The organism is Microbacterium sp. P26, from assembly GCF_023712585.1.
Taxonomy (GTDB): Bacteria; Actinomycetota; Actinomycetes; order Actinomycetales; family Microbacteriaceae; genus Microbacterium; species Microbacterium algihabitans_A.
On sequence record NZ_JAMAXZ010000006.1, the window covers coordinates 108,161 to 133,044 of the forward strand.

Genomic DNA, 24,884 nt, shown 5'->3' on the forward strand with positions numbered 1-24,884 from the left:
GGCGCATGGCGGCGACGCCGAACGAGGTTCGACTGTCGACGCGGGCGCGTCGCATCGCCTACGAGGCATGGGATCGTCTGCGCAATCTGACGACGGCATCCCCCGCGCGATTCGCGGTCCTGGTGTTCGTGACGCTGATCGCTCTGTTCACCGCGCTGTTCTCCCTTCCCGCGGCATCCGCCACCGGTCAACGCATCGCGTTCGCCGACGCGCTGTTCACCGCGGTGTCGACGATCTGCGTCACCGGCCTGTCGACGCTGAACATGTACTCCGACTTCTCCCCCCTCGGTCGGGCCATCACCTACATCGGCGTCAACGTCGGAGCGCTCGGCGTACTGACCCTCGCATCGATCCTCGGCCTGGTGATCTCGAAGCGACTGGGACTGCGCGCCAAGCTGATCGCCGCGGGAGACAGCAACCCCCTGCGCGCGCACGGCGGACCGGTGAACGAGGGCCAGACCGTCCGCCTCGGCGAGGTCGGACAACTGCTGCGCACCGTCGCCCTGTCGACGCTGGTGATCGAGGCCGTGCTGACGGTGCTGATCTACCCGTCGCTGATCATCGGCGGCATCAACCCCCTCGTCGCGCTCTGGGAAGCGCCCTATTACGCGGCGATGGCGTTCACCAACACGGGCTTCATCCCCAACGCCGACGGGCTCACGCCGTTCGCGCAGGACTACTACCTGCTGACCGTGCTGATGGCGGGCGTCTTCCTCGGCTCGATCGGTTTCCCCGTCATCTTCACGCTCTGGCGCCACTACTGGCGCTTCCGTCTGTGGTCTCTGCACGCCAAGCTCACGATCATCACGACGGTCATCCTGTTCTTCGCCGGGGCGGGCGTCATACTCCTGCTGGAATACGACAACCCGCTCACATTCGGCAGCATGGATGCGTGGGACACGACGTTCCAGGCCTTCTTCCTCTCGGCCATGACGCGCTCGGGCGGCTTCAGCGTGATCAACATCGGCGACCTCAACGGCGCGACCCTGATCGTCGGGTCCATGCTCATGTTCGTCGGCGGCGGATCGGCGTCCACCGCCGGTGGCATCAAGGTCACCACGCTCGCCGTGCTCGCCCTCGCCGTCTTCTCCGAGGCGAAGGGGCGCCCCTCGGTGCAGGCGTTCGGGCGCCGCATCCCCAGCGACGTCCAGCGCGTGGCGCTGTCGGTCGTCGCGTGGGGAGCGACGATCGTCGCCGTCTCGACCGTCACCATCAGCCGCATCACCGATGCCCCCATCGAGTACGTGCTCTTCGACGTCGTCTCGGGCTTCGCCACCGTGGGGCTGTCGACGGGACTCACCGCCGAGCTCCCCGACCTCGGCGTCTACGTGATGGCGGCCACGATGTTCATGGGGCGCATTGGTACAGTGACACTCGCCGCGGCCGTGGCTGCTTCGTCCCGGTCGCAGCTGTACGCGCTCCCCGTGGAAAGGCCCATCGTTGGTTGAACGCATCCGCAGTGACGCCCCCGTCCTCGTGATCGGCCTCGGGCGCTTCGGCGCCGCCTGCGCGGGTGAGCTCGACCGACTCGACCGCGAGGTGCTCGCCGTCGACGGCAACCTCGAGCTCGTGCAGAAGTGGTCGGAGCGCGTCACCCACGCCGTCCAGGCTGACGCGCGCAACATCGACGCGCTCCGCCAGATCGGCGCCCAGGACTTCCAGGTCGCCGTGGTCGCGGTCGGTTCGCTCATCGAGGCGTCCGTGCTGATCACCGCCAACCTCGTCGACCTCAAGGTCCCGCAGATCTGGGCGAAAGCGGTGTCGCAGTCGCACGGCAAGATCCTCGCCCGCGTCGGCGCGAACCACGTGATCTACCCCGAGGCCGAGGCCGGAGAGCGCGTCGCGCACCTCGTCAGCGGACGCATGCTCGACTTCATCCGCTTCGACGACGACTTCGTGCTGGCCAAGATGTACCCGCCCAAGCTCGTGCGCGGGGTGGGCCTGAACGAGTCGGGCGTCCGCTCGAAGTACAACGTCACGGTGGTCGGGGTGAAGAGCCCGGGACGCCCGTTCCGCTACGCGGAGGCCAACACCGTGGTGACCAACCACGACCTCATCATCGTGTCGGGAACGAACAGCGACATCGAGCGCTTCGCGTCGCTCGACCGCTGAGCTTCCCCACCCGTCGCGGCGGCTCGGGCTCAGGCGTCGATGTCGAGCGCGAGGTCGACCTCGTCCCCGACGCCGAGCCCCTCGGCATCCTGCAGCGCCTTCTTGATCGGAACGACGTACCCGCCGTCCTTCGGCCAGAGCGAGGTGGTCACGGTCGTGCCGCCGACGGTGACGGATGCCGGGATCATGCCCCAGCCGTAGGTGACGACGGGGGCGACCTCTGCGATCATCGCGGCCTCGACCGGCGGCACCGAGACGAAGTGGTACGGCGCCGGACCGCGCCAGTGCCAGATCGTTCCGGTGAACCGCAGGCGCACGGTCAACTCCCCGCGGCCAGTTCCTTCGCGCGGGCCAGGGCGGCCTCGGCGGCGGTGGTGAAGGTCGAGGCGAGGTCGGCGTCCTGCAGCACCGCGACGGCGCGCTCGGTCGTGCCCTTCGGGCTCGTGACGCGACGGCGCAGCTCGGCCGGCTCGTCGTCGGAGGCCGCCATGAGGGCAGCTGCGCCGATGAAGGTCTGCTCCGCGAGCAGGCGGGCCTGGTCGTGGTCGAAGCCCATGCGTTCGGCCGCCGCGGTGAACTGCTCGGCGAGCAGGAAGACGTAGGCGGGGCCCGACCCCGAGATGGTGGACAGCGCATCGATCTGCGACTCGGGCACCTCGACGACCGCCCCGACGGTCTCGAACAGGGCCCGCACGATCGCGACGTCATCGGCCGATGCCGAGGCGCCCGCCGCGAGGCCCGTGACGCCCTTACCCACGAGCGACGGGGTGTTCGGCATCGAGCGGATGACGGCGACGTCCTCGCCGAGGTGGCGCGCGAACGTGTCGAGCGTCACACCGGCCGCGAGGCTCACCACGACGGCACCCTGTCGCAGGTGCGGGGCGATCTCATCGAGCAGATCGGGCACCATCGCGGGCTTGACCCCCACCAGGACGATGTCGGCGGATGCCGCGGCCTCGGTGTTGCCGGCCGGATGCGCCTCGAGGGCGACGCTGGTCACGCCCTCGAGGTCGGCGAGCTCGGCGGCCTTCGCGATCGAGCGGTTGGTGGCCGTCACGCCGCCCTCGGCGAGTCCCGACGCGACGAGGCCGTGCAGGATCGCCCCGCCCATGGACCCGGCTCCGAGGATCGCGATCGGGGGCAGCGAGAGGGTGGCATCGGTCATGCGCCCCAGTCTACGAAGACCCCTCGTGACGCGGGGCACGCCGGGTGCGACCACAGGGGTCGCGCGTTAGAGTCGGGAAGCGGTGTACCGCGGCACCGGCGAGCGATACGGAGGACCCTGGATGACTCTCTTCGACGGCATCAGCGCGCGCCTGGTCGAGACCGACCGGCTGGGTGTCAACGTGCTCGAGCGCACGGGCGACGACCCGGCGACGACCCCCGATCACACGGTCGTGTTCGTCCACGGCAACGTCTCGTCGTCGCTGTTCTGGCAGGAGATCATGCAGGACCTGCCGAGCGACCTGCGCGTGCTCGCCGTCGACCTGCGCGGATTCGGACGCACCGAACACACGCCCCTCGACGCCACCCGCGGCGTGCGCGACTTCAGCGACGACCTCTTCGCCACCCTGCAGGCCCTCGACATTCCCGAGGCGCACCTCGTCGGCTGGTCGATGGGAGGCGGGGTGGTGATGCAGTACGCCCTCGACCACCCGGTTCGCTCGCTGACCCTGCAGGCCCCCGTGTCGCCCTACGGCTTCGGCGGCACCCGTCGTGACGGCTCGCGCCTGAACGACGAAGACGCCGGAACCGGTGCGGGCGCGGCCAACGCCGACTTCGTCCAGCGCTTGATCGACCACGACACCACCGCCGACGCCCCCACCTCGCCGCGGTCGGTCTTCCGGGCGGGCTACGTCGCGCCCGGCTACGAGAGCGATCACGAAGACGTGTGGGTCGAGTCGATGCTGACCACCTCGACCGCGGGCGGCAACTACCCGGGTGACTCGGTCCCGACCGCGACCTGGCCCGGCTTCGCGCCGGGGACCACCGGGGTGCTCAACAGCATGGCGCCGAAGTACTTCGACGTCTCGGGCATCGTCGACCTCTCGCCCAAGCCCCCGATCCTGTGGATCCATGGGACGGCGGATGCCATCGTGTCCGACGAATCGTTCTACGACCTCAACCACCTCGGCGCCCTCGGCGTCGTGCCGGGCTGGCCCGGAGCGGAGGTCGCTCCCGCGCAGCCGATGGTCTCGCAGACGCGCGACGTGCTCGCGGCCTATCAGGAGAAGGGCGGCGAGGTCACCGAGGTCGAGATCGAGGGGGCCGGCCACTCGGTGCACCTCGAGCGTCCCGCGCAGTTCCGTCGCGCTCTGCTGACGCACATCGGCTACGTCGGCCGACCCGCCGACCCCGCACCGCCGACCGAGGCGATCATCCTGCGATCCGCCGACTGACCTCTCCCCCGTCCCGTCCCGTCCCCTGGAGCCACCCGTGGAGTACTGCCTGTTCACCGAGCCCCAGCAGGGCTTCTCATACGACGACCAGCTGGCGTTCGCGCAGTCCGCGGAGCGGCACGGCCTCGACGGGTTCTTCCGCTCCGACCACTACCTGCGCATGGGCGAGGGCGACCCCCGCCCCGGCCCCACCGACGCGTGGACGACGCTCGCCGGCCTCGCCCGCGAGACCTCGCGCATCCGCCTCGGAACCCTCGTGTCGTCGGTGACCTACCGGGTTCCCTCGATCCTCGCGATCCAGGTCGCACAGGTCGACGCCATGTCGGGCGGTCGCGCCGAGCTGGGCCTCGGTACCGGGTGGTTCGAGCGCGAGCACGAGGCCTACGGCATCCCGTTCCCGCCCAAGCGCTTCGACCTGCTCGAAGAACAGCTGCAGGTCGTGACGGGGCTCTGGCAGACCCCGGATGCCGAGACCTTCAGCTTCGACGGCGAGCACTACCGGCTCGACCGGGCGCCGGCGTTGCCGAAGCCCGTGCAGTCGCGCGTGCCGGTCATCGTCGGCGGCGGCGGCCCCCGACGCACGCCCGCGTTGGCCGCGCGGTACGCGACCGAGTTCAACATCGGCTTCGTCGCCGAAGACGTGGTGGCGGAGAAATTCCGCGTGGTGCGGCAGGCGTGCGAGAGCATCGGGCGCGATCCCGAGACCCTCCAGCTCTCGGTGGCCCTGCCCACGATCGTGGGCGTCGACGACGCCGAGATCGAGCGCCGCGTCGCCGCGATCGGACAGACGCGCGCGCAGTTCGACAACGGCGCCAACCTCATCGGCTCCCCCGCGCAGATCGCCGAGAAGGTCGAGCGCCTGCGCGCTCTGGGTGCGTCGCGCGTGTACTTCCAGCTGCTCGACCTGCGCGACGTCGAGCACGCCGACCTCGTGGGTGCCGAGCTGCTGCCGCTACTCCCGCGCTGAGGAGGCCGCGTCGTCCGAGCCGCGACGGTCGCGGAAGAAGGCCTGGAGCTGAGCGGTCGCGCGCTCCTCGTCGACACCGCCGACCACCTCGACGCGGTGCGGCAGACGCCGGTCGCGCAGAAGGTCGTACATCGACCCGGCGGCTCCCGCCTTGGCATCCCACGCGCCGAACACCACGCGAGGGACGCGCGCCTGCAGGATCGCGCCCGCGCACATCACGCACGGCTCGAGGGTGACGACGAGCGTGCAGCCGGCGAGGTGCCACGATCCGAGGCGCGTCGCCGCCTGCCGCAGCGCGACCACCTCGGCGTGCGCCGTGGGATCGTGCGTGACCTCGCGGAGGTTGCGCCCTTCGCCGATGACCTCGCCCGCGGCATCCAGCACCACCGCCCCCACCGGCACGTCGTCGTCGCTCGCGGCGGCGTCGGCGAGCGCGAGAGCCCGACGCATCGCGTCGAGGTCGCGGGCGGTCGAGATCACAGGAGCTCCAAGAACGGGGGCTGAGCCGCGCGGGCGAAGAGGTTAGCCTTGAGCCTATGCGTGTCCACGTCGCCGACCACCCGCTCATCACCCACAAGCTCACGGTGCTGCGTGACGTGCAGACGTCGTCGCCGGTGTTCCGTCAGCTCACCGAAGAGCTCGTGACTCTCCTCGCGTACGAAGCCACCCGCAACGTGCGCGTCGACCCGATCGAGATCCAGACCCCGGTCACCACGACCACGGGCGTCAAGATCAGCGAGCCCCGCCCCATCGTCGTCCCGATCCTGCGCGCCGGGCTCGGCATGCTCGAGGGTATGGTCAAGCTCCTGCCCACGGCCGAGGTCGGCTTCCTCGGCATGGTGCGCGACGAAGAGACCTTCGAGCCGACGACGTACGCCGAGCGCCTGCCCGACGACCTCAGCGACCGCCAGTGCTTCGTGCTCGACCCGATGCTCGCCACCGGCGGCTCGCTCGGCGCGGCCATCACGTTCCTCTTCGCGCGCGGCGCGCAGGACGTCACGGCGATCTGCCTGCTCGGCGCACCCGAGGGTGTCGCGGCGATCGAGAAGCAGGTCGAGGGCCACGACGTCACCCTCGTGCTGGGCGCCGTCGACGAGCGCCTCAACGAGAAGGGCTACATCGTGCCCGGTCTCGGTGACGCCGGCGACCGCCTCTACGGCACCGCCTGAAGTCCAGGCGCGCCGGGGCTGTCGCCTGGGTGCGCCGGGGCTGCTGTTGTCTGGGTGCGCTGGGCTGTTGTCTGGGTGCGCCGGGGCTGTCGTCTGGGTGCGCCGGGGCTGTCGTCTGGGTGCGCCGAGGCTGTCGTCTGGGTGCGCCGAGGCTGCTGTTGTCTGGGTGCGCCGAGGCTGTCGTCTGGGTGCGCCGAGGCTGCTGTTGTCTGGGTGCGCCGGGGCTGTTGTCTGGGTGCGCCGAGGCTGTCGCCTGGGTGCGCCGGGGCTGTTGTCTGGGTGCGCCGGGGCTGTTGTCTGGGTGCGCCGGGGCAGTCGTTTGGGTGCGCCGGGGCTGTCGTCTGGGTGCGCTGAGGCTGCCGTCCGGGCCGGGGCTGTCGGCCGGACCGGGGCTGCCGACCGGGCCGGGGCTGCCCGCCGGGCCCGGGGCTGCCGACGGGGTCACGGCTGACGGCCCACTGGAGCTCGCAGGCGTGCCACGGCTGCCTTCGAAGTCGGGGCCGCTCGGCACCGGACGCACCGGTGCCGCCCGGCGCGCCCTGATCGCGGCGTGGCCGGTCAGTCGGCCTCGGCCACGAGACGCGCGAACGCGCTGAGGCGCGCCACGCCCTCGGGTGTGCGCGGGAGGTCGTCGAGCAACGCGGGCGAGTACACGATGTATGCCGCCTGCATCGCGCGCGAGACCGCGACGTTGATGCGGTTGCGCAGCAGAAGGAACTCAAGTCCGCGCGGCGCCTCGCGCCCCGACGATGCCGCCAACGTGAGGATGGCGACGACGGCCTCCTTGCCCTGGAACCGGTCGACGGTGCCGACCGGCACGTCAGCGAGTCCGGCGGCCAGGAGGGCTTCTTCGACCGCGACCTGCTGGGCGTTGTAGGGCGTGATCACGATGATGTCGTCGGTGCGCAGGGGGCGCGGCTCGTGCACCGAGGCGGTGTCTCCGGCTCCGCCTTCGGCGCCCGTCCAGACACGGCCGACGAGCTCGCCCACGATGCGCGCGACCTCGGCCGCCTCCTCGGACGAGAAGGTCGAGTTTCCGCGGTGGCGAACGGGCACGACGTGCACGCCCGGCTCGACGCCCTCGAGATCACGGAGAGCTGTCGAGGGGTGGGCCTCGAGGCGACCCTCGTACGACAGGCGCGAGACCGGGCCGGCGACGGCCGGGTGCATGCGACGGGTGCGGGCGAGGAAGTATCCGAGCTCCGCGGGCACGACCTCGGCGCCGTCGATGATCCAGCCGAGGGCTGACGTGTCCACCGGCTCGGGGTGGGTGCCCTGACTCACCTGCGGCAGCTGCTGGGGATCGCCGAGCAGAAGCAGACGCTGCGCGGCGAGAGAGACCGCGATGGTCGATGCGAGCGAGAACTGCCCCGCCTCGTCGATGACCAGCAGGTCGAGGCTGCCGCGGGGAATGCGCGTCTCGTGGCTGAAGTCCCACGCGGTGCCGCCGACGACGAAGCCGGTTTCGGCATTCTCGGCGGTGAAGGCCGCGACCCCGTTCTTCGGCAGCACCGTGAACGCGTGAGGCGCGGCCGGGTCTTTGGGGGCCTTCCCCACGCGCGACGCGGGGACGCCGGCGACGATCACCTGGTCGAGCATGTGCTCGATGGTCGCGTGCGACTGCGCCACGACGCCGATGCGGTAGCCGCGTTCGGCGACGAGGCGGGCGATGACGTGCGACCCCACGTAGGTCTTGCCGGTGCCGGGAGGGCCCTGAACCGCGAGGTAGCTGTGGTCGAGGTCGGCGACGCTCCGGGCGATGGCTGCGACTTCATCGTCTCCGTCGCCGCCGTCGACGGTCGTGACGGGAGCGAGGCTGCCCGACCGCGTGCGCGGCGGAACGCGGCGGAGGATGTCGGCCGCCGGACCGTCGGGGATGCGAGGGACAGCGGCGAGCACCTCGTCGGCCCACGCGTCGATCGCCTTCTGCTGGTTTCCCGCGCGCGGCGGCGCCGGTGGCGTCAGCGCGAGGGGGAGATCGTCCCACGTCACGCCATCTGCGGCGGTCTCTTCGACGATGGCCCCGTCATCGAGCACCTCGCGCACCGTCACGCGCCGCGCACCGTGGATCCACCGCGGGCGGGTGTCGAGGGGGAATGGCGCCGGAAGGTCGTAGACCGCGAAGGGGTCGGAGTCGACGCTCAGGCGGGTGCCGGGAGCGACGTCTCCGCGCAGTTCGACGAGACGGCGCTCCGATCCGCGCCCCGACTCGGGGAAGTGCCAGTCGGCGACGACCCGTGAGCGCGACGCGTCGACGACGACCACGTCGCGCGTCTCTTCCCACACCGACACCGGCTCGCGCAGACGCAGGAAGTGGGTGGCCCAGTAGGTCTTCTCTTCACGCGGGTAGTAGTCGATCGCGGCCGCCGCGAGGCGGAGCGCCTGGGCGTCGGCGGAGTGTTCGTCGGCCTCGGCCGCGCTCGCGGCCCAGCGCTGCAGAGCGGTCGCACGGGGGGAGGGTTCGTACGTCTGCTCGTCGGGCTCCGCTCCCCGGGCGGGGACGGCGCCCGCCTCGCGCGCGCGGTCGACCAGCCAGTCGCGTAGGCGGCGCGTCGAGACGCAGTCGTAGCGGTTGTAGTCGGCGAGGTCGTCGAGCACGCGCTGCGCGCCGGCGGCGTCGCCGTCTGCCGCAAGGGCTCGCGCCTCGACGTACTTCACGATCGAGTCGTCGCCGCGCTGCACGTCGCTCGTGCGCACCTCGTCGCCCATGTAGAGCGGCTCGAGCTTCTTGATCGAATACGAGCGGGATCCGACGCGCAGGGCCCGCCGCACGACCGGGTAGAGGTCGACGAAGACGCCGTCGCGCAGCAGCCGGTCGACGTCGGCCTCTCGCACGCCGTAGCGCGCCGCCATGGTGAGCAGATGCGTGGGCTCGTAGGGCGCGTAGTGGTAGATGTGCATGTCGGGGTACTGCTGCCGACGCAGGGCCACTATGTCGAGGAACCGCTCGAGGGCGGCGCGCTCCTCGTCGAAGGTGTGGGCCCACAGCTCGCCGTAGACCTCTCGCGTGTCGACCCACCCGAACAGGTAGTCGATGCCCCACTGCACGCCCGCGCCCTCGGTGTACAGCGGGTCGCCCTCGAAATCGAAGAACAGGTCGCCGTGGTCGGGACGCGGCAGCACGCCGAGGGACTTCGGCGCCACCACCTCGAACGTCGGCACCGCGGGGGCGCTGTCGGTCGCAGCCGGGTCACCCGGGACGCCGGCGGGGCTGGTGAGCTGCAGTCGCGCCTGCGTCCGCAGCGAGGCGAACGTGTCGCCGCTCATCGCCGTGGGCGGCTCGGTGGCCGCGGCGAGGTCGTCGATGGTGCGGATGCCGCCCGCGCGCAGACGATCGCGCTGCACCGGCCGCATGCCCGCGACCAGGAGCAGGTCGCGGTGGGCGACGACCTCGAGCTCGCAGGTCGCGCACCGGCCGCACGCGATGACGTCGAGGTCTCCGCGCGGGTCTCCCCAGGCGATGACCGGGCCCGCGAGGCCGAGCTCGACGCGACGGTCGGCGATGAGGGCGTGTAGGCGTGCGCGCCTCAGCGCGAACACCGGCAGAAGGTCGTCGACCCGGTGCGTGCTGGTCGTGCCGTCGCCGAGCAGGAGCTGCACCTCGTCGGCGCGCTCGACGCCCAGGCGGTCGAGCTGATCGACGTAGGCCGCGAGCTGCATGAGCGCGGTCACCCGCGCCCGGCGGGCGAGCTTGGTGTCTTGCACGAGCCACCGTCGCGGCGCGCCGGTCACGTCGGCGGGCTCGCGCACGAGGAAGTCGGCGAAGCCCACGAACTCGTCGGTCGCGAACGCCGCCTGATAGACGACCTCGGCGCTCGGGTCTGCCAGCGCGGCGTCGGTGAGGCGGACGGCCTCGGCGAGCGCCTCGGCATCGGACGAGCGGGCCGCCGGGATCTCGCGCACCGCGTCGCCGAGACGCCGGCGGTACTCCTCGAGAACCCGCTGCTCGTGCGCGGTGCCGAGCCGCGCGGCCCGCTCGAGGGTCGCGTCTTCGGGGTCGTCGACCGGGGCGACGCGGCCGATCTTCGCGTCGATGGCGCGCAGCCACGCGAACTCGCACTCCGTCGCCGCCTTGAGGTCGCTGGCGCTCCAGACGATCCGCGCGTCTTGCTCGATGTACCGCATGGTCGTCAACGCTAATCGGGACCACCGACATCGGTCGTCGCCCGTCCACAGCCGCGGTCCGATCGCCAGGGGTGGCGACGGTGTCGGAGGCTCCTGCCAGACTGGAGCGGTGATCACCGATCTGCCGTTCGAGAGCGTCTACCGTCACGGATTCGCGCGCGTGGCGGCGTGCACGATCCCCGTCGCCGTCGCCGACCCCGCGACGAACGCCGATGCCGTGCTGAGCGCCGCGCGGGAGTGCGACGCGGACGGCGTCGCGGTCGCGGTCTTCCCCGAGCTGTGTCTGAGCGGCTACGCGATCGACGACCTCGTCATGCAGGACCCCCTGCTCGACGCGGTCGAGACGGCGCTGGAGCGCCTCGTCTCGGCATCCGCCGATCTGCTTCCGGTCCTGCTCGTCGGCGCTCCCCTGCGGCACGGCAACCGCCTCTTCAACTGCGCCGTGGTGATCCACCGGGGCCGCGTGCTGGGCGTCGCTCCCAAGTCGTACCTGCCGACGTACCGGGAGTTCTACGAGCACCGCTGGTACGCCCGCGGCGACGACCAGGCGGGGGGAGAGATCCGCGTCGCCGGCGAGACCGTCCCGTTCGGTCCCGACCTGCTCTTCGCCGCCACCGACGTCCCCGGTCTGACCGTGCACGCCGAGGTGTGCGAAGACGTGTGGGTGCCGATCCCCCCGTCATCGAGTGCAGCCCTCGCCGGAGCCACCGTGCTCGCCAACCTCTCGGGGAGCCCCATCACGATCGGTCGCGCCGACGATCGGTCGATCCTGTCGCAGTCCCAGTCGATGCGCTGCCTCGCCGCCTACGTGTACGCCGCCGCCGGCCAGGGCGAGTCGACGAACGACGTCTCGTGGGACGGGCAGACGATGATCTACGAGGGCGGGCAGCTGCTCGCCACGACCGAGCGCTTCCCCGACGGGCCCCGCCGCAGCGTCGCCGACGTCGACCTCGATCGGTTGCGACAGGACCGGCTGCGTCAGGGCACCTTCGACGACAACCGCCGCACGGTCGACCCGCGCTTCCGCACCGTGACGTTCGAGCTCGCCCCGCCCGCGGGCGACATCGGCGTGCGGCGCGCGCTCGATCGCTTCCCCTTCGTCCCCGACGACCCCGCGCGGCTGGCGCAGGACTGCTACGAGGCGTTCAACATCCAGGTGTCGGGCCTCGTGCAGCGCCTGCAGGCGATCGGCTCGCCGAAGCCCGTGCTCGGAGTCAGCGGCGGGCTCGACTCCACGCACGCGCTGCTGGTGATCGCGCGGGCCATGGACCGCATGGGCCGCCCCCGCAGCGACATCCTCGCCTACACGCTCCCCGGCTTCGCCACGAGCGCGAAGACCAAGGGCAACGCGATCGCCCTCGCCGAGGCCGTGGGCGCGACGATCGAGGAGATCGACATCCGCCCCGCGGCATCCGAGATGCTCTCGCGCATGGGGCACCCGTTCGCGGCCGGGGAGCCCGTGCACGACGTCACGTTCGAGAACGTGCAGGCGGGTCTGCGTACCGACTACCTCTTCCGCCTCGCCAACATGAAGGGCGGGATCGTCATCGGAACGGGCGACCTGTCCGAGATCGCGCTCGGCTGGTCCACCTACGGCGTGGGCGACCAGATGAGCCACTACTCGGTCAACCCCGGAGTCCCCAAGACCCTGATCCAGCACGTCATCCGCTGGGTCATCTCGGCCGGCGAGCTGAGCGAGGCGACCGTCGACGTGCTGCAAGACGTGCTCGACACCGAGATCAGCCCCGAGCTCGTGCCGGCCGGCCAAGACGGCCGCATGCAGTCGACCGAAGACCGCATCGGTCCGTACAACCTGCACGACTTCTCGCTCTACCACGTCATGCGGTACGGCTTCCGGCCGTCGAAGATCGCGTTCCTCGCGGCGCACGCCTGGGGCGATCCGGATGCCGGGTCCTGGCCCGCCGGCTATCCCGAGGGCGAGCGTCCGGCGTACGACCTCGACACGGTGGCGAAATGGCTCGAGGTGTTCCTGCAGCGGTTCTTCGGGTTCGCGCAGTTCAAGCGCTCGGCGATCCCCAACGGTCCGAAGGTCTCCCCCGCCGGGTCGCTGTCACCGCGCGGAGACTGGCGCGCACCGTCGGACGGCAACGCCCGCGCGTGGATCGCCGAGTTGCACGCGGCGGTGCCGGGGGCTTTCGACCGCGCCTGAGGCGCGGCATCCGGTGCCCCCTCTCCTCGAGGGGGAGGCGGGGCTCACCACCCCATGGAGCCCGGCACGCCCTTGAACGGACCCGCGAGGTCGGCGGTCACCCACCCGCCGTAGAACCCGCCCGGCTGGGGCTCGACCGTCTCGCCCGCGAGCACGACGCGATCCATCGGCCCGGCGTACAGTGCCACGCGGTCTTCGAGCGCCTCGTAGCCCGGCATGGGGTGCGGGTAGTTCCACGCCGCGCGCGGAGCGACCGCTCCCCCACCGCCGTGGACGTCGAAGTACCGCGCGCCGCCCTTGAACTCGCAGAACGACGCCCCCTCGCCGAGCGTGAGCGCACCGCCGAAAGCCGAGATGGGCAGGTAATACACCGGGGGATGGCTCGTCTCGAGCACACGCACCACGTCGTCGGTGTCGACGATGCGCGTGCCGCCGAAGTCGATCTGCACGCGTTTGTCGACCCGCTCCACTCGCGGCGGGCGGGGGTACTCCCACACGGATTCCTGGCCGGGGCGGACGGGGTCGGGAGCGGGGCGCGGCATGGGCCCACGTTACGCCGCGCGGGGCCGTTGCGGGGCGTTCCCCGGAGACGGAATCGGGGGGACAGTCGCTTTTGGGTAGCCTGAGCAGGAGGGGGAATCGTGAGCGAACAGAAGGTGACGTCGGGTGAGGGCCGGCGCTATCGCGTGTATCAGGCGGTCGGGCTCGTGCTCGGCGTGCTGTTCGTCGCTCTCGGCGTCGCCGCGTTCTTCGCCGGCGGCGGACCCGTCATCGCCACCATCGCCGTCCTCGGAGGTCTCGCCGTGCTCACCGTCTCGATCATCATGATGGTGCGCTCGTGAGCGCCCCCGACGGCGGCAGCGGCGACGGCAAGAAGAAGTACCCCCCGGGAACGGTCGTCATCTGGATCGCCGGCGCGGGCGTGGGTCTGTGGCTGTTGATCAGCGGCCTCATCGGCATCCTCTCGGGCGGCAGCTGACCCCGCGTTCCGTGCCTCTCGCGGCGCGTTGCGGGAATGCACACAGAGCGTCACCGTTGACCACAGGGTCAGTGAACCTCGACGGAAAGGGCATCATGACCCGCATTGGACGCAGCGACCTCGACATCCTCCCCCTCTCGCTCGGGGGCAACGTCTTCGGCTGGACCGCCGACCGCGACACCTCGTTCGCGGTGCTCGACGCCTTCCACGCGGGCGGGGGCGATTTCATCGACACCGCCGACGCGTACAGCGCCTGGGTTCCCGGCAACTCCGGAGGCGAGAGCGAGACGCTCATCGGCGAGTGGCTCGCTTCGCGCAAGCCCGAGAACGTCGTCGTGGCCACCAAGGTCAGCCAGCACCCGGAGTTCCGCGGCCTGTCGGCGTCGAACGTGCGCGCCGCGGCCGAGGCGTCGCTGAAGCGCCTCGGTGTCGACGCGATCGACCTCTACTACGCCCACTTCGACGACGCCGAGACGCCCCTCGAAGAGACGGTGGCCGCCTTCGCCGACCTCGTCACCGACGGCCTCGTGCGCTACGTCGCCGTGTCGAACTACACCGCCGAGCGCATCCGCGAGTGGATCTCGCTGGCCGAGGCGGCCGGGGCCGATCTGCCCGTGGCGATTCAGCCGCACTACAACCTCGTGCACCGCACGCAGGTCGAGAGCGAGATCGTGCCCGTCGCCGAGCAGTACGGGATGTCGCTCGTGCCCTACTACGCCCTGGCGAGCGGCTTCCTGACCGGCAAGTACCGGTCGTCGGATGCCGCCGGGTCGTCGCCGCGCGCCGAAGGGGCGGCGAAGCTCGCCACTCCCGCGGGTCTCGCCCTCATCGACGCACTCGAGGACGTGGGCGACGCGCACGGCGCGTCGATCGCCTCGACGGCACTCGCCTGGCTGCGCGCGCAGCCCACGGTCGCCGCCCCCATCGCCAGCGCCTCGAAGGTCGAACAGGTGGCCGACCTTCTGGCGAGCACGTCGCTGGAGCTGACCGCCGACGAGGTGGCCCGTCTGTCAAGGGCTTCCGCGCCCGCGCAGGGCTGACACCGACCCGGCCGAGCCCCGCGGCAGGGGCTCGGCCGGTTCGGGCCCTGGAGGTCGGTGAGCGCTTCACCGATCGGGGACAATGGCAGGGTGAAGCTTCTCGTCGCCGCCCATGCCTCCGAACTCGTCGCCTTCGAAGACGACATCCCCGGTTTCGAGCGTCTGCTCACGGGAGTCGGAAAGATCCCGGCGGCGTACGCCCTCACGCGGGCTCTCGCCACCGGCGAGTACGACGAGATCATCGTGGTGGGCACCGCCGGAGCCATCGACGACGAGGTCGAGGGCGGCATCTACGACATCGCGGGCGCGATCCAGCACGACGTGAAGGGCCTCGACGGCACGTTCGGCGAACACGTCTCGCTGCCCACCCGCGTGGACACCGGGGTCGAAGGCGTCGTCATCGCGACCGGCGACCACTTCGTCGACGACGCGGAGGCCGTGCGCCTGATCCGCGGTCTCGGCGCGAGCCTCGTCGACATGGAGACCTACGCCCTGATCTGGGTCGCGCAGCAGTTCGACGTGCCGATCCAGGTTCTCCGCGCCGTGTCGGACCGCGCCCAGGACGGCGCCACCGAGCTGTGGGACGACGTCGTCGAGCGCTGCAGCCACGAGCTGCGCGCGGAGTTCCGTACGCGCTACGGCGTCTAGTCGTCGCTGCCGAACGGCGTCTGCGAACCCGAGCGGGCGCGGCCGGCGAGATCGGCGACGCCCACGATGAGCGCGAGGCCGAGGAAGACGCCGACCGTGATCATCCCCGACGCGTAGGCGTCGTGGTACAGCACGGCCTGATCGTCGACGCTCCCCTGCTCGCGGTAGACCGTGGCGTAGAACAGCGCGAGGGCGATCGCGGTTCCGACCGCGGTTCCGATGCGCTGCCCCAGCTGTCCGACCGAGCCCGCGACGCCGCCGCTCTTGACCGGGATCTCGGCCAGCGTGAGCGTCTGATTCGGAGAGATCACCAGCCCGCCCGCGAACCCGCCGAAGGCCATGACCGCGGCCATCGCCCACGGCGTCCACTCGGGTGCCGTGAACAGCGCGACGAGCACGAGGGCGCCCGCGGTCACGACCATGCCGAGGATGCCCCAGACCACCAGGGGGCGTCCGAATCGGGTGACGAGATTGCCCCCGATCCACGAGCTGCCCGCTGAGGCCACCGCGAAACCGATGGTCACCATTCCGGCGAACACCGGAGCGAGTCCGAGTCCGCCCTGGAGGAACAGGGTGCCGAGCAGGAACATCGCGGGCACCGCGGAGAAGTAGGCCGTCGAGATCAGCACGCCGTTGCGGTACGACGACAGCGAGAAGATCGAGAACGGCATGAGCGGCATGTGGCCCCGCTCGGCGTACCGGCGCTCCCAGAACACGAACGCCGCGGCGAACACGACGGATGCCACCAGGAACCACCAACGGTTCGGGTCATCGTCGGGACTGCCGGTGGTGAACAGGAACGGCCACATGAGGGCGAGGATCGTCAGGGCGAACAGCACCACCCCAACCGGGTCGAGATCGAGCCGACGATGCGACTTCGTCCGGGTGTCGGGGAGCAGCCACGCCGCGAGGGCGATCACGATCGCCACCAGAGGGATGTTGATCCAGAAGATGAGGCGCCAGCCGTCGGTGTCGCCGCCCAGGGCGATCAGCAGGCCGCCGAGGGTGGGACCGAACGCGGTGGCGATGCCGATCGTGGCTCCGAACAGGCCGAAAGCGCGACCGCGCTCTTTTCCCTGGAACAGCTGCTGCACGAGCCCCAGCACCTGCGGCATCTGGATGCCGGCCGCCACACCCTGCAACAGGCGCGCGACCAGCAGCACCGTCGTGTTCGGCGCCAGGGCGCACGCGAGGCTCGTGACGAGGAAGAGCGACAGCCCGACCAGGAAGAGCATGCGACGCGAGCGCAGGTCGCCGAGGCGACCGGCGGGGACCAGCACGAGGCCGAACGTGAGGATGTACCCCGATACGACGAGCTGCAACTCGGTCGGCCCGGCGTTCAGCGCCGCCTCGATGGAGGGCAGCGCGACATTGACCTTGGTCAGGTCGAGGATCGTGAGAGCGGCCACCGCCACGGCCACCCAGTACGCCCGCCACCGATGCCGCGGCGACAGGACGATGTCGCGTGTCGGGGGATGGGCGGAGTCCGTGGGTGCAGGCGGTTGAGACATCGAGGTCGACGCTACTCCCGACCTCCCGCACCGGGTTCGGGCTTGCATCCGACGCGAGCGCCGCTACCGGGAGATGCGAGGGGACCGGCCCCGGCGCCCGCGCTCAGTCGACGTCGCGACGCGCGAACACCGCCCGCAGCACGAAGAACACGATCACGGCGACGACGGCCACGGCCACGAGCCGGAACACGAAGGCGAGGAGGGAGAAGAGGATGTTCACCAGGACCCACGCGATGATGACGGCCACGACGACGCCGACGATGGTCCAGATGGTGCTCTTGCGCATATTTTCAGCGTAGTCGGCCGCGTCACCCCCTCGCTCACCCGGTCGGTGCCACGGCCCCCTGCCGGATGACGCTCGGTCCGCGCGGGGTCGCGGCGACGTGCAGTTGGGCGGGGAGCTGGTCTTTCATCGACGCGACGTGGCTGATGATCCCCACCGTGCGTCCGCCCTGACGGAGTTCGTCGAGGGTACGCATCGCGAGCTCGAGCGTGTCGTCGTCGAGGGAGCCGAAGCCCTCGTCGATGAAGAGCGTGTCGAGGCGGATGCCGCCCGCACGGGCCGTGACGACCTCGGCGAGGCCGAGAGCGAGGGCGAGGGAGGTGAGGAAGGTCTCGCCGCCCGACAACGACTGCGGCGGTCGGAACTGGCCGGTGAAGGCGTCCATCACCTCGATGCCGAGGCCGCTGGCCGCGCCGCGCGCTGCGAGGGCATCAGTGTGCTGCAGGCGGTATCGTCCCGCCGACATGTGCTCGAGGCGCAGGTTGGCCGCGGCCACGATCTCTTCGAGTTCGGCGGCGAGCACGAAGGTCTCGAGGGTCATCCGGCGCGTGTTGGGCGCCCGACCCGCCATGGTGTCAGCCAGTCGCGCCACCACGGCGTGCTCGTCGGAGAGAGCCGCGATGTGGCCCTGCGCCTCGTCGGCCCGATGGGCGATCCCGCGGAGCCGATCGGCCAGCGCCCGCGCGGTCGCGTGTCCGGCGGCGGCGGTCTGCAGGCGCGCCCGCGCCTCGGACACGGCTGCCGCGAACGGTGCCGGATCGACCGGCTCGTCTGCGGCGTCGACCAGTTCGAGCTCGAGCTCGAGCAGACGTTGCTTCGCGGCGGTCACGGCGGCGTCGTGCTCGGCGACGGTGCCGTCGAGGCGCTGTCGCTCGGCCGGGGTGCGCCGGGCAGCGGTGACGGCGCCGACGTCGGCGAACGGGCTCGCGCCGACGAGTCGGTCGAGGGCCTCGCCTGCGACGCGGGCCGCCTCGTCGGCCGCACGGAGCTGGGCGCGGGCCTCGCGGAGCTCGCGGACGGCGGCGCGACGCGCGCGCAGGTCGTCTCGCCGCGCGGAGACCGAGGCGAACTCCCCGCGAGCCTCGCGCACGGCGGCGCTCACGACGTCGACGCGCTGGGTGAGGAGGGCCGCGTCCTGGCGCACCGTCGCGATCTCGGCCACGAGGGTCTCGATGCGCGCCGCGATCTCGCGATCGAGGTCGGCGCAGCGGCGGCGCTCGGTCTGCACGACCTCTCTCTCCGCGACCTCCGCCTCGGCTGCGGTCAGCGCCGCTTCTGCGTCGTCGAGTCGCGCGGAAAGCGTCTGTACGTCGTCGCCCCCGGCGCGAGCAGAGGCCAGGGCGTGCTCGTCGCGCGCGATGCGCGCGGCGTCGGCGGCGAGGCGATCGGCCGTCGCCGCGGTGTTCTTGCGCTCTTCTGCCGCCGCGATCTGCTCGTCGGTGACGGGCTCGCCGTCGCCGCGCGCGGGACGGGGGTGCTCGGTCGAACCGCACACCGCGCACGGTCGTCCGTCGACCAACTCATGGGCGAGCTCCGCGGCCGCGCCGGCGAGGCGCGCGCGCAGCAGGGTCGTCCACGCTTCGACGGCCTGCTGCAGCTCATCGGCGCGAACGAGCGAGGTGAGGTCGGCTCGCTCGCGTTCGTCGAGCAGACGCGCCGCCTGCCGAGCCGCCTCGAGACGGCGACGGGTGTCGTCGCGGGTCGCGAGGGCTGCTTCTCGACGCGCCGCCGCACCCTCGAGCCGGACGAGTCGCTCGTCGAGGTCGCGAAGCACCTCGGGCACCTCGGCGCGGCCGTCGACCAGGGCGGAATGCTCCGCTTCGAGGGTGACGACGCGCGCCGCGGACGCGGCGCGTTCGGCCTCGAGCCGTTCCAGCTCGACCTCCGCCGCACGGGCCTCTTCGGCGCGGGAGAGCAGAGCGGTGAGCGCGTCGTCGCGGGCGCGGAGAGCGTCATCGTCGTCGTCCGCCGGCTCTTCGCCGAGCGAGCGGACGACCTCGATCGCGGCGGCGGCACGCACCCGAGCGGCTTCGGCGGTCGTTCGCGCGGACGCCGCAGCGTCGAGCGGCGCACCCAGGGCCTCGGCCTCGGCTGCCTCCGCCGCCTCTCGACGGGCACGGTCGACGGCGTCGCCGACCTCGTCGAGCGCGGCGAGACGATCTCTCATCCGCAGTCGCTCGACCTGCCGGTCGTGCAGGGCCGTGGCAGCGCGCTCCGCGGTGAGCGCGCCGTCGAGGCGCTGATCGCTCTCGTCACGTTCACGGGCGAGGGTGTCGACCCGGTAGTCGGCACGCTCGACGGCCCGGACGAGGCGGGAAAGCCGCTCGGTGACGCCGAGACCGGCGGCGCCCTCGACATCGGCGGGTGCGGAGTCACCCTCGGTCACCGCGGCCTCATCGAGGTCGGCCGCGAGTCGCTCGGCCTCATCGAGGAGGGTGGCGACCTCGACCCCCTCGTTCGCGAGGCGCTCGGCAGCGCGCTTGCGGCGCTCGTCGACCTCCGCCGCGTACTGCTCGAAGGTGCGCGTGCCGAAGAGCGTGCGCAACAGGCTGAGGCGTTCGTCGTTCTTCGCCAGGAGGAAGCGCGCGAAGCGGTTCTGCGCGAGCAGGATGACCTGCAGGAACTGCTGCTGGGTCAGCCCCAGGATCTCGTCGAGGCGGGCGGCGACGTCGACCGGTCGCGCGGCGACGCCCGTCCAACCCTCGGGTGTCAGCACCTCGAGCACCGCCCGGTGGGGTTCTCTCGTGGTGCCGCCGCCGCGGCGCTTCGGCCGCTCGAACTCGGGCGATCGCGTCAGACGCCAGCGGTCGCCTTCGGCGCTGAACTCCAACGTCACGCGCGTGGGGTCGTCGGGTTCGCAGTGGTCGCTGCGCAGCCGGCGCTCGCCGCCGTCGTAGCGGGGGACGCCGCCGTAGAGCGCGTAACAGACGCCGTCGAGGATGCTCGACTTGCCGGCACCGGTACGCCCCGTGATCAGGAAGATGCCGTCGGCCGCGAACGCGTCGAAGTCGACCTCCTGCGTCTCGAGGAACGGGCCGAAGCCCTCGAGTTCGAGCCGGTGGAGCTTCACTTCGCGGCCTCTGCCGCCGAGCGGGAGTCGAGGACCTCGCGGATCAGCTCGCGCTCGGCGTCGGACGCCCCCTCGCCTTCTCGGACGTGCGAGAGGAAGGCCTCGATGATCTCGCCGTCGTCGCGGGCGGCGCGCACGCGCGCGCTGTAGGCCACCCCGTCGTCGGCGCGGACGCCGGAGGGCTGGTGCACCACCGTCGCGCACCAGGGGAAGCGCGCCTGGAGACGTCGCATGGGATCGGGTTGGGGTGTCGCGTCGGTGTACTCGGCGCGCACCCAGTGCTCGTCGTGCCCGTCGAAGCGGGGATCGGCGAGCAGGTCGTCGAGCGGCCCGCGGAGGGTGACGAGAGGGCGCGGGACCGGCAGGTCGATCCAGCGCACCGACGCCAGCCCTGCGGCGTCGAGGTCGACGAGCCACGAGCCCCGCGGTTTGCCCTCTTCGGAGAAGCTGTAGTGCAGGGGCGCCCCCGCGTACCGCACGCGCTCGGACAGCTGCTGGCGGCCGTGGATGTGCCCGAGTGCCACGTAGTCGGGTCCGTCGAACGCCGGGAGCGGGACCACGTCGAGCCCACCCTGACGGATCTCGCGCTCGACCCCCGGGGTGGCGTCGACACCGGCGGCGAAGCAGTGCGCCGCGACGACCGACCGCCCCCCTCGTCGAGCGAGGTCGGAGCGCACGAGGTCGAGCGCGTGCTGCATGGTCTGCGCCTGGCTGCGCAGTTCGACCCCCTCCCAGAGATGACGCACGATGGCCGGCTCGAGGTAGGGGATGCCGTAGAAGTGGACCGGTCCGTGCTCGTCGTCGATCGTGACGGGGGTTCCCACCGACAAGGGGTCGGTGACGACCGCGACCTCGGAGCGCAGCAGTGCGGACTGGAACCCGAGGCGTGCGGCCGAATCGTGGTTGCCGCTGGTGACCACGACGCGCGCGCCCTCATCGGCGAGAGCGGCGAGGGTCTGCGACAGCAATGGATAGCACGCAGCGGACGGAGCGGCCGAGTCGAACACGTCGCCCGCGACGATGACCACGTCGACCTTGTTCTCGCGCACCTGGGCGACGAGCGCCTCGAGCACGCCACTCAACGCGTCGAGTGTCGAGAACCCGTGGAAGGAGCGCCCGATGTGCCAGTCGGAGGTGTGGAGGATCCGCATGCTCACACGCTACGTCGGACCTCCGACATCGGCTCGCAGCGACCCCCGTCCGTGCGGATGCCCCGCCTCCGAGAGGGAGTGCGGGGCATCCGAGCGAGAGCGTCAGGCTCCGGCGACCTCCGCCGCGAGGGCGCGGATGCGGTCGTCGCCGAGGTCGAGACCGACGTCGGCGAACCGCTGGCGCAGAACCTCTGCGATGCGCTCTTGGCTCTTGTCGCCCACATCGGCGCGGGTCTGCACGACCACGCCCGCGATGCGCGCCTCGTCGTCGGTGGGGTGGGTGTCCATCGTCGGCTCGGACTGCTCGTCCGGTCGAGTGATCTTGCGGTCGGCATGCACCGCGCCACCGACCGAATCGGCCGCGCCCGCGCCGCCGTCGGATCCGTCCGTGGGCTCGGGAGCCCGGGTTGCATCGGTCATGTCAGTCCTCCGTGCTCATGTCGGGGTCGATGCCCTGACTGGCGGCATCGCCCTCGATGGGGTCTGAGGGAGCCGCGTCGTTGAGACGGGACGATCCCTTCGCGCTGTCGTTGCGCTCCGCGGTCTCGCCGTCGGCGACGGCACCGCTCTCCCACCCTCCGGGCGGGTCCGCGTCGATGACTCCCTCGGGAAGGTCGCGTTCGTCGTTCATGACACCCCTTTCCAGGGCTTCAGCTTCGCGAAGGATGGCCCGCATCGGGCAGGGGTTGACGACCGCACCGAGGCGGACGTACGTGTCGGGAGCCCCTCAGGAGGCGGAGCGCCGATGGAGCAGGCCCGCGCGCTCGGGGTGCGCTTCGAACCACTCCCCCACGTACCAGCACACGGGGAGGATCTCGCGGTCGCCCGCCGCTTCGATCGCGTCGACCGCTCGCTCGGTGATCACACCCGCGTAGCCGTGACCGCGGAAGGTGGGAATGGTGAACGCGCGTGTGAGGGCGACCGTGCGCCCGTCGTCGCGATAGTCGAGCACCGAGACGAGGTCGTCTCCGTCGTGCAGGGTGTACCGCGATGCGGTCTTGTCGTCGGCGAACTGCAGATCTGACATGCGGGAAGGCTACGCCTCCCGGACACATCGTCGGGCGGATGCCGCAAAGTGCACGGTGCACGCCCGACTCAGACCCCGCCGGGCGAGCAGGATGCGCACCGAAAACCAGCTCGGCGCGATTTGACGCGCGAAGACTCGGTGGGTCATAATCCCCCCATGACTGTCAACGCGCGTTCTCTGTCCGCCCGGGAGGCGAACGGGACTGCCGGCATGATGATGCCCGGCCGCGTTGTCATGTGTTGTCGAATGTGCCGCTAACAGCGACCCTCGCCCGGACGACCCTCGTGCTTCTGAACGCCGACATCGTCCCCCGGTCCACGGATCCGCGCGTCGATCACGCGCATCCGCATGCCGCGCTCCGGCCCTTCGGCCCCCACCTCCCGTCGAACCCCGCTCCGTGACGATGCCCGGGTTCACACACCCAAGGACTCCCTCCTCATGTCGCTTACCGCCGTTCTCGACCGCCCCGTGACCACCACCGCCTCGCCCCGAGCCGCCCGCCCCGCCGCTCCGCGCCCCGCCGCCCCCGTGGCGCCGGCCGCCGCGGCCCCCGCCCGCCCGACCGCCCCGGCGACCACCTCCCCCCGCGGCTTCGCCCTCTACGTGGGCATCGACGAGGCCAAGGCCGCCGCCGCGGGCGTGAGCCTCGGCACCCTCGTCGAGGCCCTTCGCCGCACGCTCGGCGAGCTGGCCCCCGCCGCCGAGACCTACGCCACCGTGGCCCTCGCCCCCGCGGGCGCCGGCGGCCGCGACGTCGATGTCGTCCGCCTCGCCCTGCACGAGCCCTCGGCGGTCGCCCGCACCAAGGACGAGCCCGCCGAGGAGGATCGCGCGCCCGGCGGCGTGGTCGTCGACATCTCGCGCAAGCGCGTGCTCATCGACGGCGAATCGGCGGCCTTCACGTTCAAGGAGTTCGAGCTGCTGCAGTACCTGGTGCTGCGCGAGGGACGCACGATCGAGCGCACCGAGCTCGTGGCATCCCTCTGGGAGGGCTCGACCGACGAGGACGCCCCCGGCGAGCGCACCATCGACGTGCACGTGCGGCGCCTGCGCGCCAAGCTCGGCGTCTACGAAGACATCGTGCGCACGGTGCGCGGAGTCGGCTACCGCTTCGACCGCCACGCCGACGTGTCGATCCGCTACGGGCACGGCACGCCGTCGCCCGACCGCTTCTGACCGGTCGTCACCCCCGCCGCGACGCCGGATGCCGCGATGTCGGTGCTCCGACGTAGGGTGTCGGCATGAGGTCGACCGGGGTCCGCGCGCAGCACGCGTCACGCGAGCTCGCCGCCCCCGCGGGACGCCCGATCGAGTCGGAGTACCGCCCGACGGGTCCGGTCGACATCGGCCGAGCCGTCGCGGCGCAACGCCACGGCGCGAACGATCCCACCTACTTCGCCTCGCAGCCGTTGTCGGCCGGGGGCGTGGTGTGGCGCGTGAGCCGCACTCCTCTCGGCGTCGCCACCCTCGCCCTGCGCATGCGCGTCGGCGGTGCGGTCACCGCGGCGGCGTGGGGTCCGGGCGCCGAGTGGGCACTCGACCAGCTGCCCGCCCTGTGCGGGCGCGACGACGACCTCGACGGCTTCGATGCGTCGCGGCATCCGTCGGTCGCCGAATGGCATCGCCGTCACCCCGATCTGCGCATCGGTCGCACCGATCTCGTCTTCGACGCGCTCGTGAGCGCCATCATGGAGCAGAAGGTCACCAGCATGCAGGCCTTCTCGGCCTGGCGCAGCATCGTCACCTGGTTCGGCGAGCGGGCGCCCGGTCCGACTCCGCGACCGATGTTCGCCCCTCCTGACATCGAAGGGTGGCGGCACGTCCCGTCATGGGCGTGGCATCGCGCCGGCCTCGAACCGCCGCAGTCGCGCACGATCGTCGAAACGGCCCGCCGCGGCGCATCGGTCGTCCGTGCAGCGGGGGCCGCCGTCGACGGTGAAGCCCGCGATCGCGTGTTCATCAGCCTCAAGGGTGTGGGCATCTGGACGAGTGCCGAGACGCGGATCCGGGCCTTCGGCGACCCGGATGCCGTGAGCGTCGGCGACTACCACCTCGCTCATCAGGTGGGCTTCGCGTTGACGGGTCACCGCACCGACGACGACGGCATGCTCGAGCTGCTCGAACCCTTCGCGGGGCACCGGCAGCGCGTGATCCGTCTCATCTACGCGGGCTCCGCCCTCGAGCCCCGCCGCGGACCGCGCCTGCACCCCGAAGACCACCGCGATCGCTGAGG

The 24,884-nt window shown here is 71.5% G+C and carries 24 protein-coding genes; 12 read left to right on the top strand and 12 right to left on the bottom strand.

Annotated features, from left to right (window positions below):
- The first annotated feature begins 5 nt into the window (after positions 1-5).
- The gene (locus M3667_RS12465) at positions 6-1,448 is read left to right on the top strand and encodes a TrkH family potassium uptake protein (protein WP_251508410.1); all 1,443 of its coding nucleotides are present in this window, start codon (positions 6-8) and stop codon (positions 1,446-1,448) included.
- Positions 1,441-2,112, top strand: coding sequence for a TrkA family potassium uptake protein (locus M3667_RS12470; RefSeq protein WP_056224009.1), 672 nt, complete (start codon positions 1,441-1,443; stop codon positions 2,110-2,112). Before M3667_RS12465 ends, M3667_RS12470 begins: the two co-directional genes overlap by 8 nt.
- Positions 2,113-2,141: 29 nt before the next feature.
- Here M3667_RS12470 and M3667_RS12475 read toward each other — a convergent pair whose 3' ends face one another.
- Positions 2,142-2,429 (bottom strand): DUF1905 domain-containing protein, encoded by a 288-nt coding sequence (locus tag M3667_RS12475; protein ID WP_251508411.1) that lies wholly within the window; start codon positions 2,427-2,429, stop codon positions 2,142-2,144.
- Positions 2,430-2,431: 2 nt separating this feature from the next.
- Positions 2,432-3,277 (bottom strand): pyrroline-5-carboxylate reductase, encoded by an 846-nt coding sequence (gene proC, locus M3667_RS12480; protein WP_251508413.1) that lies wholly within the window; start codon positions 3,275-3,277, stop codon positions 2,432-2,434.
- A 121-nt stretch (positions 3,278-3,398) separates the two neighbouring features.
- Here proC and M3667_RS12485 point away from each other — a divergent pair, with 121 nt between their 5' ends.
- Both M3667_RS12485 and M3667_RS12490 read left to right on the top strand, forming a co-directional pair.
- Positions 3,399-4,511 carry an alpha/beta fold hydrolase gene (locus tag M3667_RS12485; RefSeq protein WP_251508416.1) on the top strand — a complete coding sequence of 371 codons (1,113 nt, stop codon included), beginning with the start codon at positions 3,399-3,401 and terminating at the stop codon, positions 4,509-4,511.
- Positions 4,512-4,548: 37 nt separating this feature from the next.
- Positions 4,549-5,478, top strand: a complete 930-nt coding sequence (locus M3667_RS12490; RefSeq protein ID WP_251508417.1) for an LLM class F420-dependent oxidoreductase — start codon at positions 4,549-4,551, stop codon at positions 5,476-5,478.
- On the opposite strand, the gene tadA is transcribed toward M3667_RS12490, so the two are convergent.
- Positions 5,464-5,928, bottom strand: a complete 465-nt coding sequence (gene tadA, locus M3667_RS12495) for a tRNA adenosine(34) deaminase TadA (protein ID WP_251508622.1) — start codon at positions 5,926-5,928, stop codon at positions 5,464-5,466. The genes M3667_RS12490 and tadA overlap by 15 nt on opposite strands.
- A gap of 86 nt (positions 5,929-6,014) precedes the next feature.
- On the opposite strand from tadA, the gene upp reads away from it, so the two are divergent.
- Positions 6,015-6,647 (top strand): uracil phosphoribosyltransferase, encoded by a 633-nt coding sequence (gene upp / locus M3667_RS12500; protein ID WP_251508419.1) that lies wholly within the window; start codon positions 6,015-6,017, stop codon positions 6,645-6,647.
- A 558-nt stretch (positions 6,648-7,205) separates the two neighbouring features.
- On the opposite strand, the gene M3667_RS12505 is transcribed toward upp, so the two are convergent.
- Complete coding sequence (locus tag M3667_RS12505) at positions 7,206-10,772, bottom strand: bifunctional RecB family nuclease/DEAD/DEAH box helicase (protein WP_251508421.1); 3,567 nt, start codon at positions 10,770-10,772, stop codon at positions 7,206-7,208.
- Between the two features lie 109 nt (positions 10,773-10,881).
- Between M3667_RS12505 and M3667_RS12510 the strand changes: the two genes are divergently transcribed.
- Entirely contained in the window at positions 10,882-12,942 is a 2,061-nt protein-coding gene (locus M3667_RS12510; protein ID WP_251508423.1) for an NAD(+) synthase, read from the top strand.
- A 44-nt stretch (positions 12,943-12,986) separates the two neighbouring features.
- Here the strand turns inward: M3667_RS12510 and M3667_RS12515 are convergent, their stop codons facing one another.
- Positions 12,987-13,484 (bottom strand): DUF427 domain-containing protein, encoded by a 498-nt coding sequence (locus M3667_RS12515; RefSeq protein ID WP_251508426.1) that lies wholly within the window; start codon positions 13,482-13,484, stop codon positions 12,987-12,989.
- A gap of 99 nt (positions 13,485-13,583) precedes the next feature.
- Here M3667_RS12515 and M3667_RS12520 point away from each other — a divergent pair, with 99 nt between their 5' ends.
- The 4 genes from M3667_RS12520 (at position 13,584) to M3667_RS17050 (ending at position 15,609) form a co-directional block, all read left to right on the top strand.
- On the top strand, positions 13,584-13,784 hold the full coding sequence (locus M3667_RS12520; RefSeq protein ID WP_251508428.1) for a hypothetical protein: 201 nt from the start codon (positions 13,584-13,586) through the stop codon (positions 13,782-13,784).
- Positions 13,781-13,921, top strand: a complete 141-nt coding sequence (locus tag M3667_RS12525) for a hypothetical protein (protein WP_251508430.1) — start codon at positions 13,781-13,783, stop codon at positions 13,919-13,921. The genes M3667_RS12520 and M3667_RS12525 overlap by 4 nt, the downstream gene beginning before the upstream one ends.
- A gap of 95 nt (positions 13,922-14,016) precedes the next feature.
- A complete protein-coding gene (locus tag M3667_RS12530) occupies positions 14,017-14,961 on the top strand; it encodes an aldo/keto reductase (RefSeq protein ID WP_251508432.1) in 945 nt (314 codons plus the stop codon).
- A 90-nt stretch (positions 14,962-15,051) separates the two neighbouring features.
- Complete coding sequence (locus M3667_RS17050) at positions 15,052-15,609, top strand: nucleoside phosphorylase (protein ID WP_251508434.1); 558 nt, start codon at positions 15,052-15,054, stop codon at positions 15,607-15,609.
- Here the strand turns inward: M3667_RS17050 and M3667_RS12540 are convergent.
- From M3667_RS12540 to M3667_RS12570, 7 genes are all read right to left on the bottom strand, one after another.
- The gene (locus M3667_RS12540; protein ID WP_230705019.1) at positions 15,606-17,120 is read right to left on the bottom strand and encodes an MFS transporter; all 1,515 of its coding nucleotides are present in this window, start codon (positions 17,118-17,120) and stop codon (positions 15,606-15,608) included. The genes M3667_RS17050 and M3667_RS12540 overlap by 4 nt on opposite strands.
- Positions 17,121-17,223: 103 nt before the next feature.
- Positions 17,224-17,406 carry a hypothetical protein gene (locus M3667_RS12545; protein ID WP_144832350.1) on the bottom strand — a complete coding sequence of 61 codons (183 nt, stop codon included), beginning with the start codon at positions 17,404-17,406 and terminating at the stop codon, positions 17,224-17,226.
- 34 nt (positions 17,407-17,440) lie between these two features.
- On the bottom strand, positions 17,441-20,473 hold the full coding sequence (locus tag M3667_RS17055) for an AAA family ATPase (RefSeq protein WP_251508436.1): 3,033 nt from the start codon (positions 20,471-20,473) through the stop codon (positions 17,441-17,443).
- Positions 20,470-21,624: an exonuclease SbcCD subunit D gene (locus tag M3667_RS12555; protein WP_251508438.1), complete on the bottom strand. Its 1,155-nt coding sequence runs from the start codon at positions 21,622-21,624 to the stop codon at positions 20,470-20,472. The genes M3667_RS17055 and M3667_RS12555 overlap by 4 nt, the downstream gene beginning before the upstream one ends.
- 102 nt (positions 21,625-21,726) lie before the next feature.
- Complete coding sequence (locus M3667_RS12560) at positions 21,727-22,044, bottom strand: hypothetical protein (protein ID WP_251508440.1); 318 nt, start codon at positions 22,042-22,044, stop codon at positions 21,727-21,729.
- Between the two features lies 1 nt (position 22,045).
- The gene (locus M3667_RS12565) at positions 22,046-22,255 is read right to left on the bottom strand and encodes a hypothetical protein (protein ID WP_251508442.1); all 210 of its coding nucleotides are present in this window, start codon (positions 22,253-22,255) and stop codon (positions 22,046-22,048) included.
- Between the two features lie 96 nt (positions 22,256-22,351).
- Positions 22,352-22,651, bottom strand: a complete 300-nt coding sequence (locus M3667_RS12570) for a GNAT family N-acetyltransferase (RefSeq protein WP_251508444.1) — start codon at positions 22,649-22,651, stop codon at positions 22,352-22,354.
- 438 nt (positions 22,652-23,089) lie between these two features.
- Here M3667_RS12570 and M3667_RS12575 point away from each other — a divergent pair, with 438 nt between their 5' ends.
- On the top strand, positions 23,090-23,827 hold the full coding sequence (locus M3667_RS12575; protein WP_251508446.1) for a winged helix-turn-helix domain-containing protein: 738 nt from the start codon (positions 23,090-23,092) through the stop codon (positions 23,825-23,827).
- Between the two features lie 65 nt (positions 23,828-23,892).
- Positions 23,893-24,882, top strand: a complete 990-nt coding sequence (locus tag M3667_RS12580; RefSeq protein WP_251508449.1) for a DNA-3-methyladenine glycosylase — start codon at positions 23,893-23,895, stop codon at positions 24,880-24,882.
- Positions 24,883-24,884 lie beyond the last annotated feature (2 nt).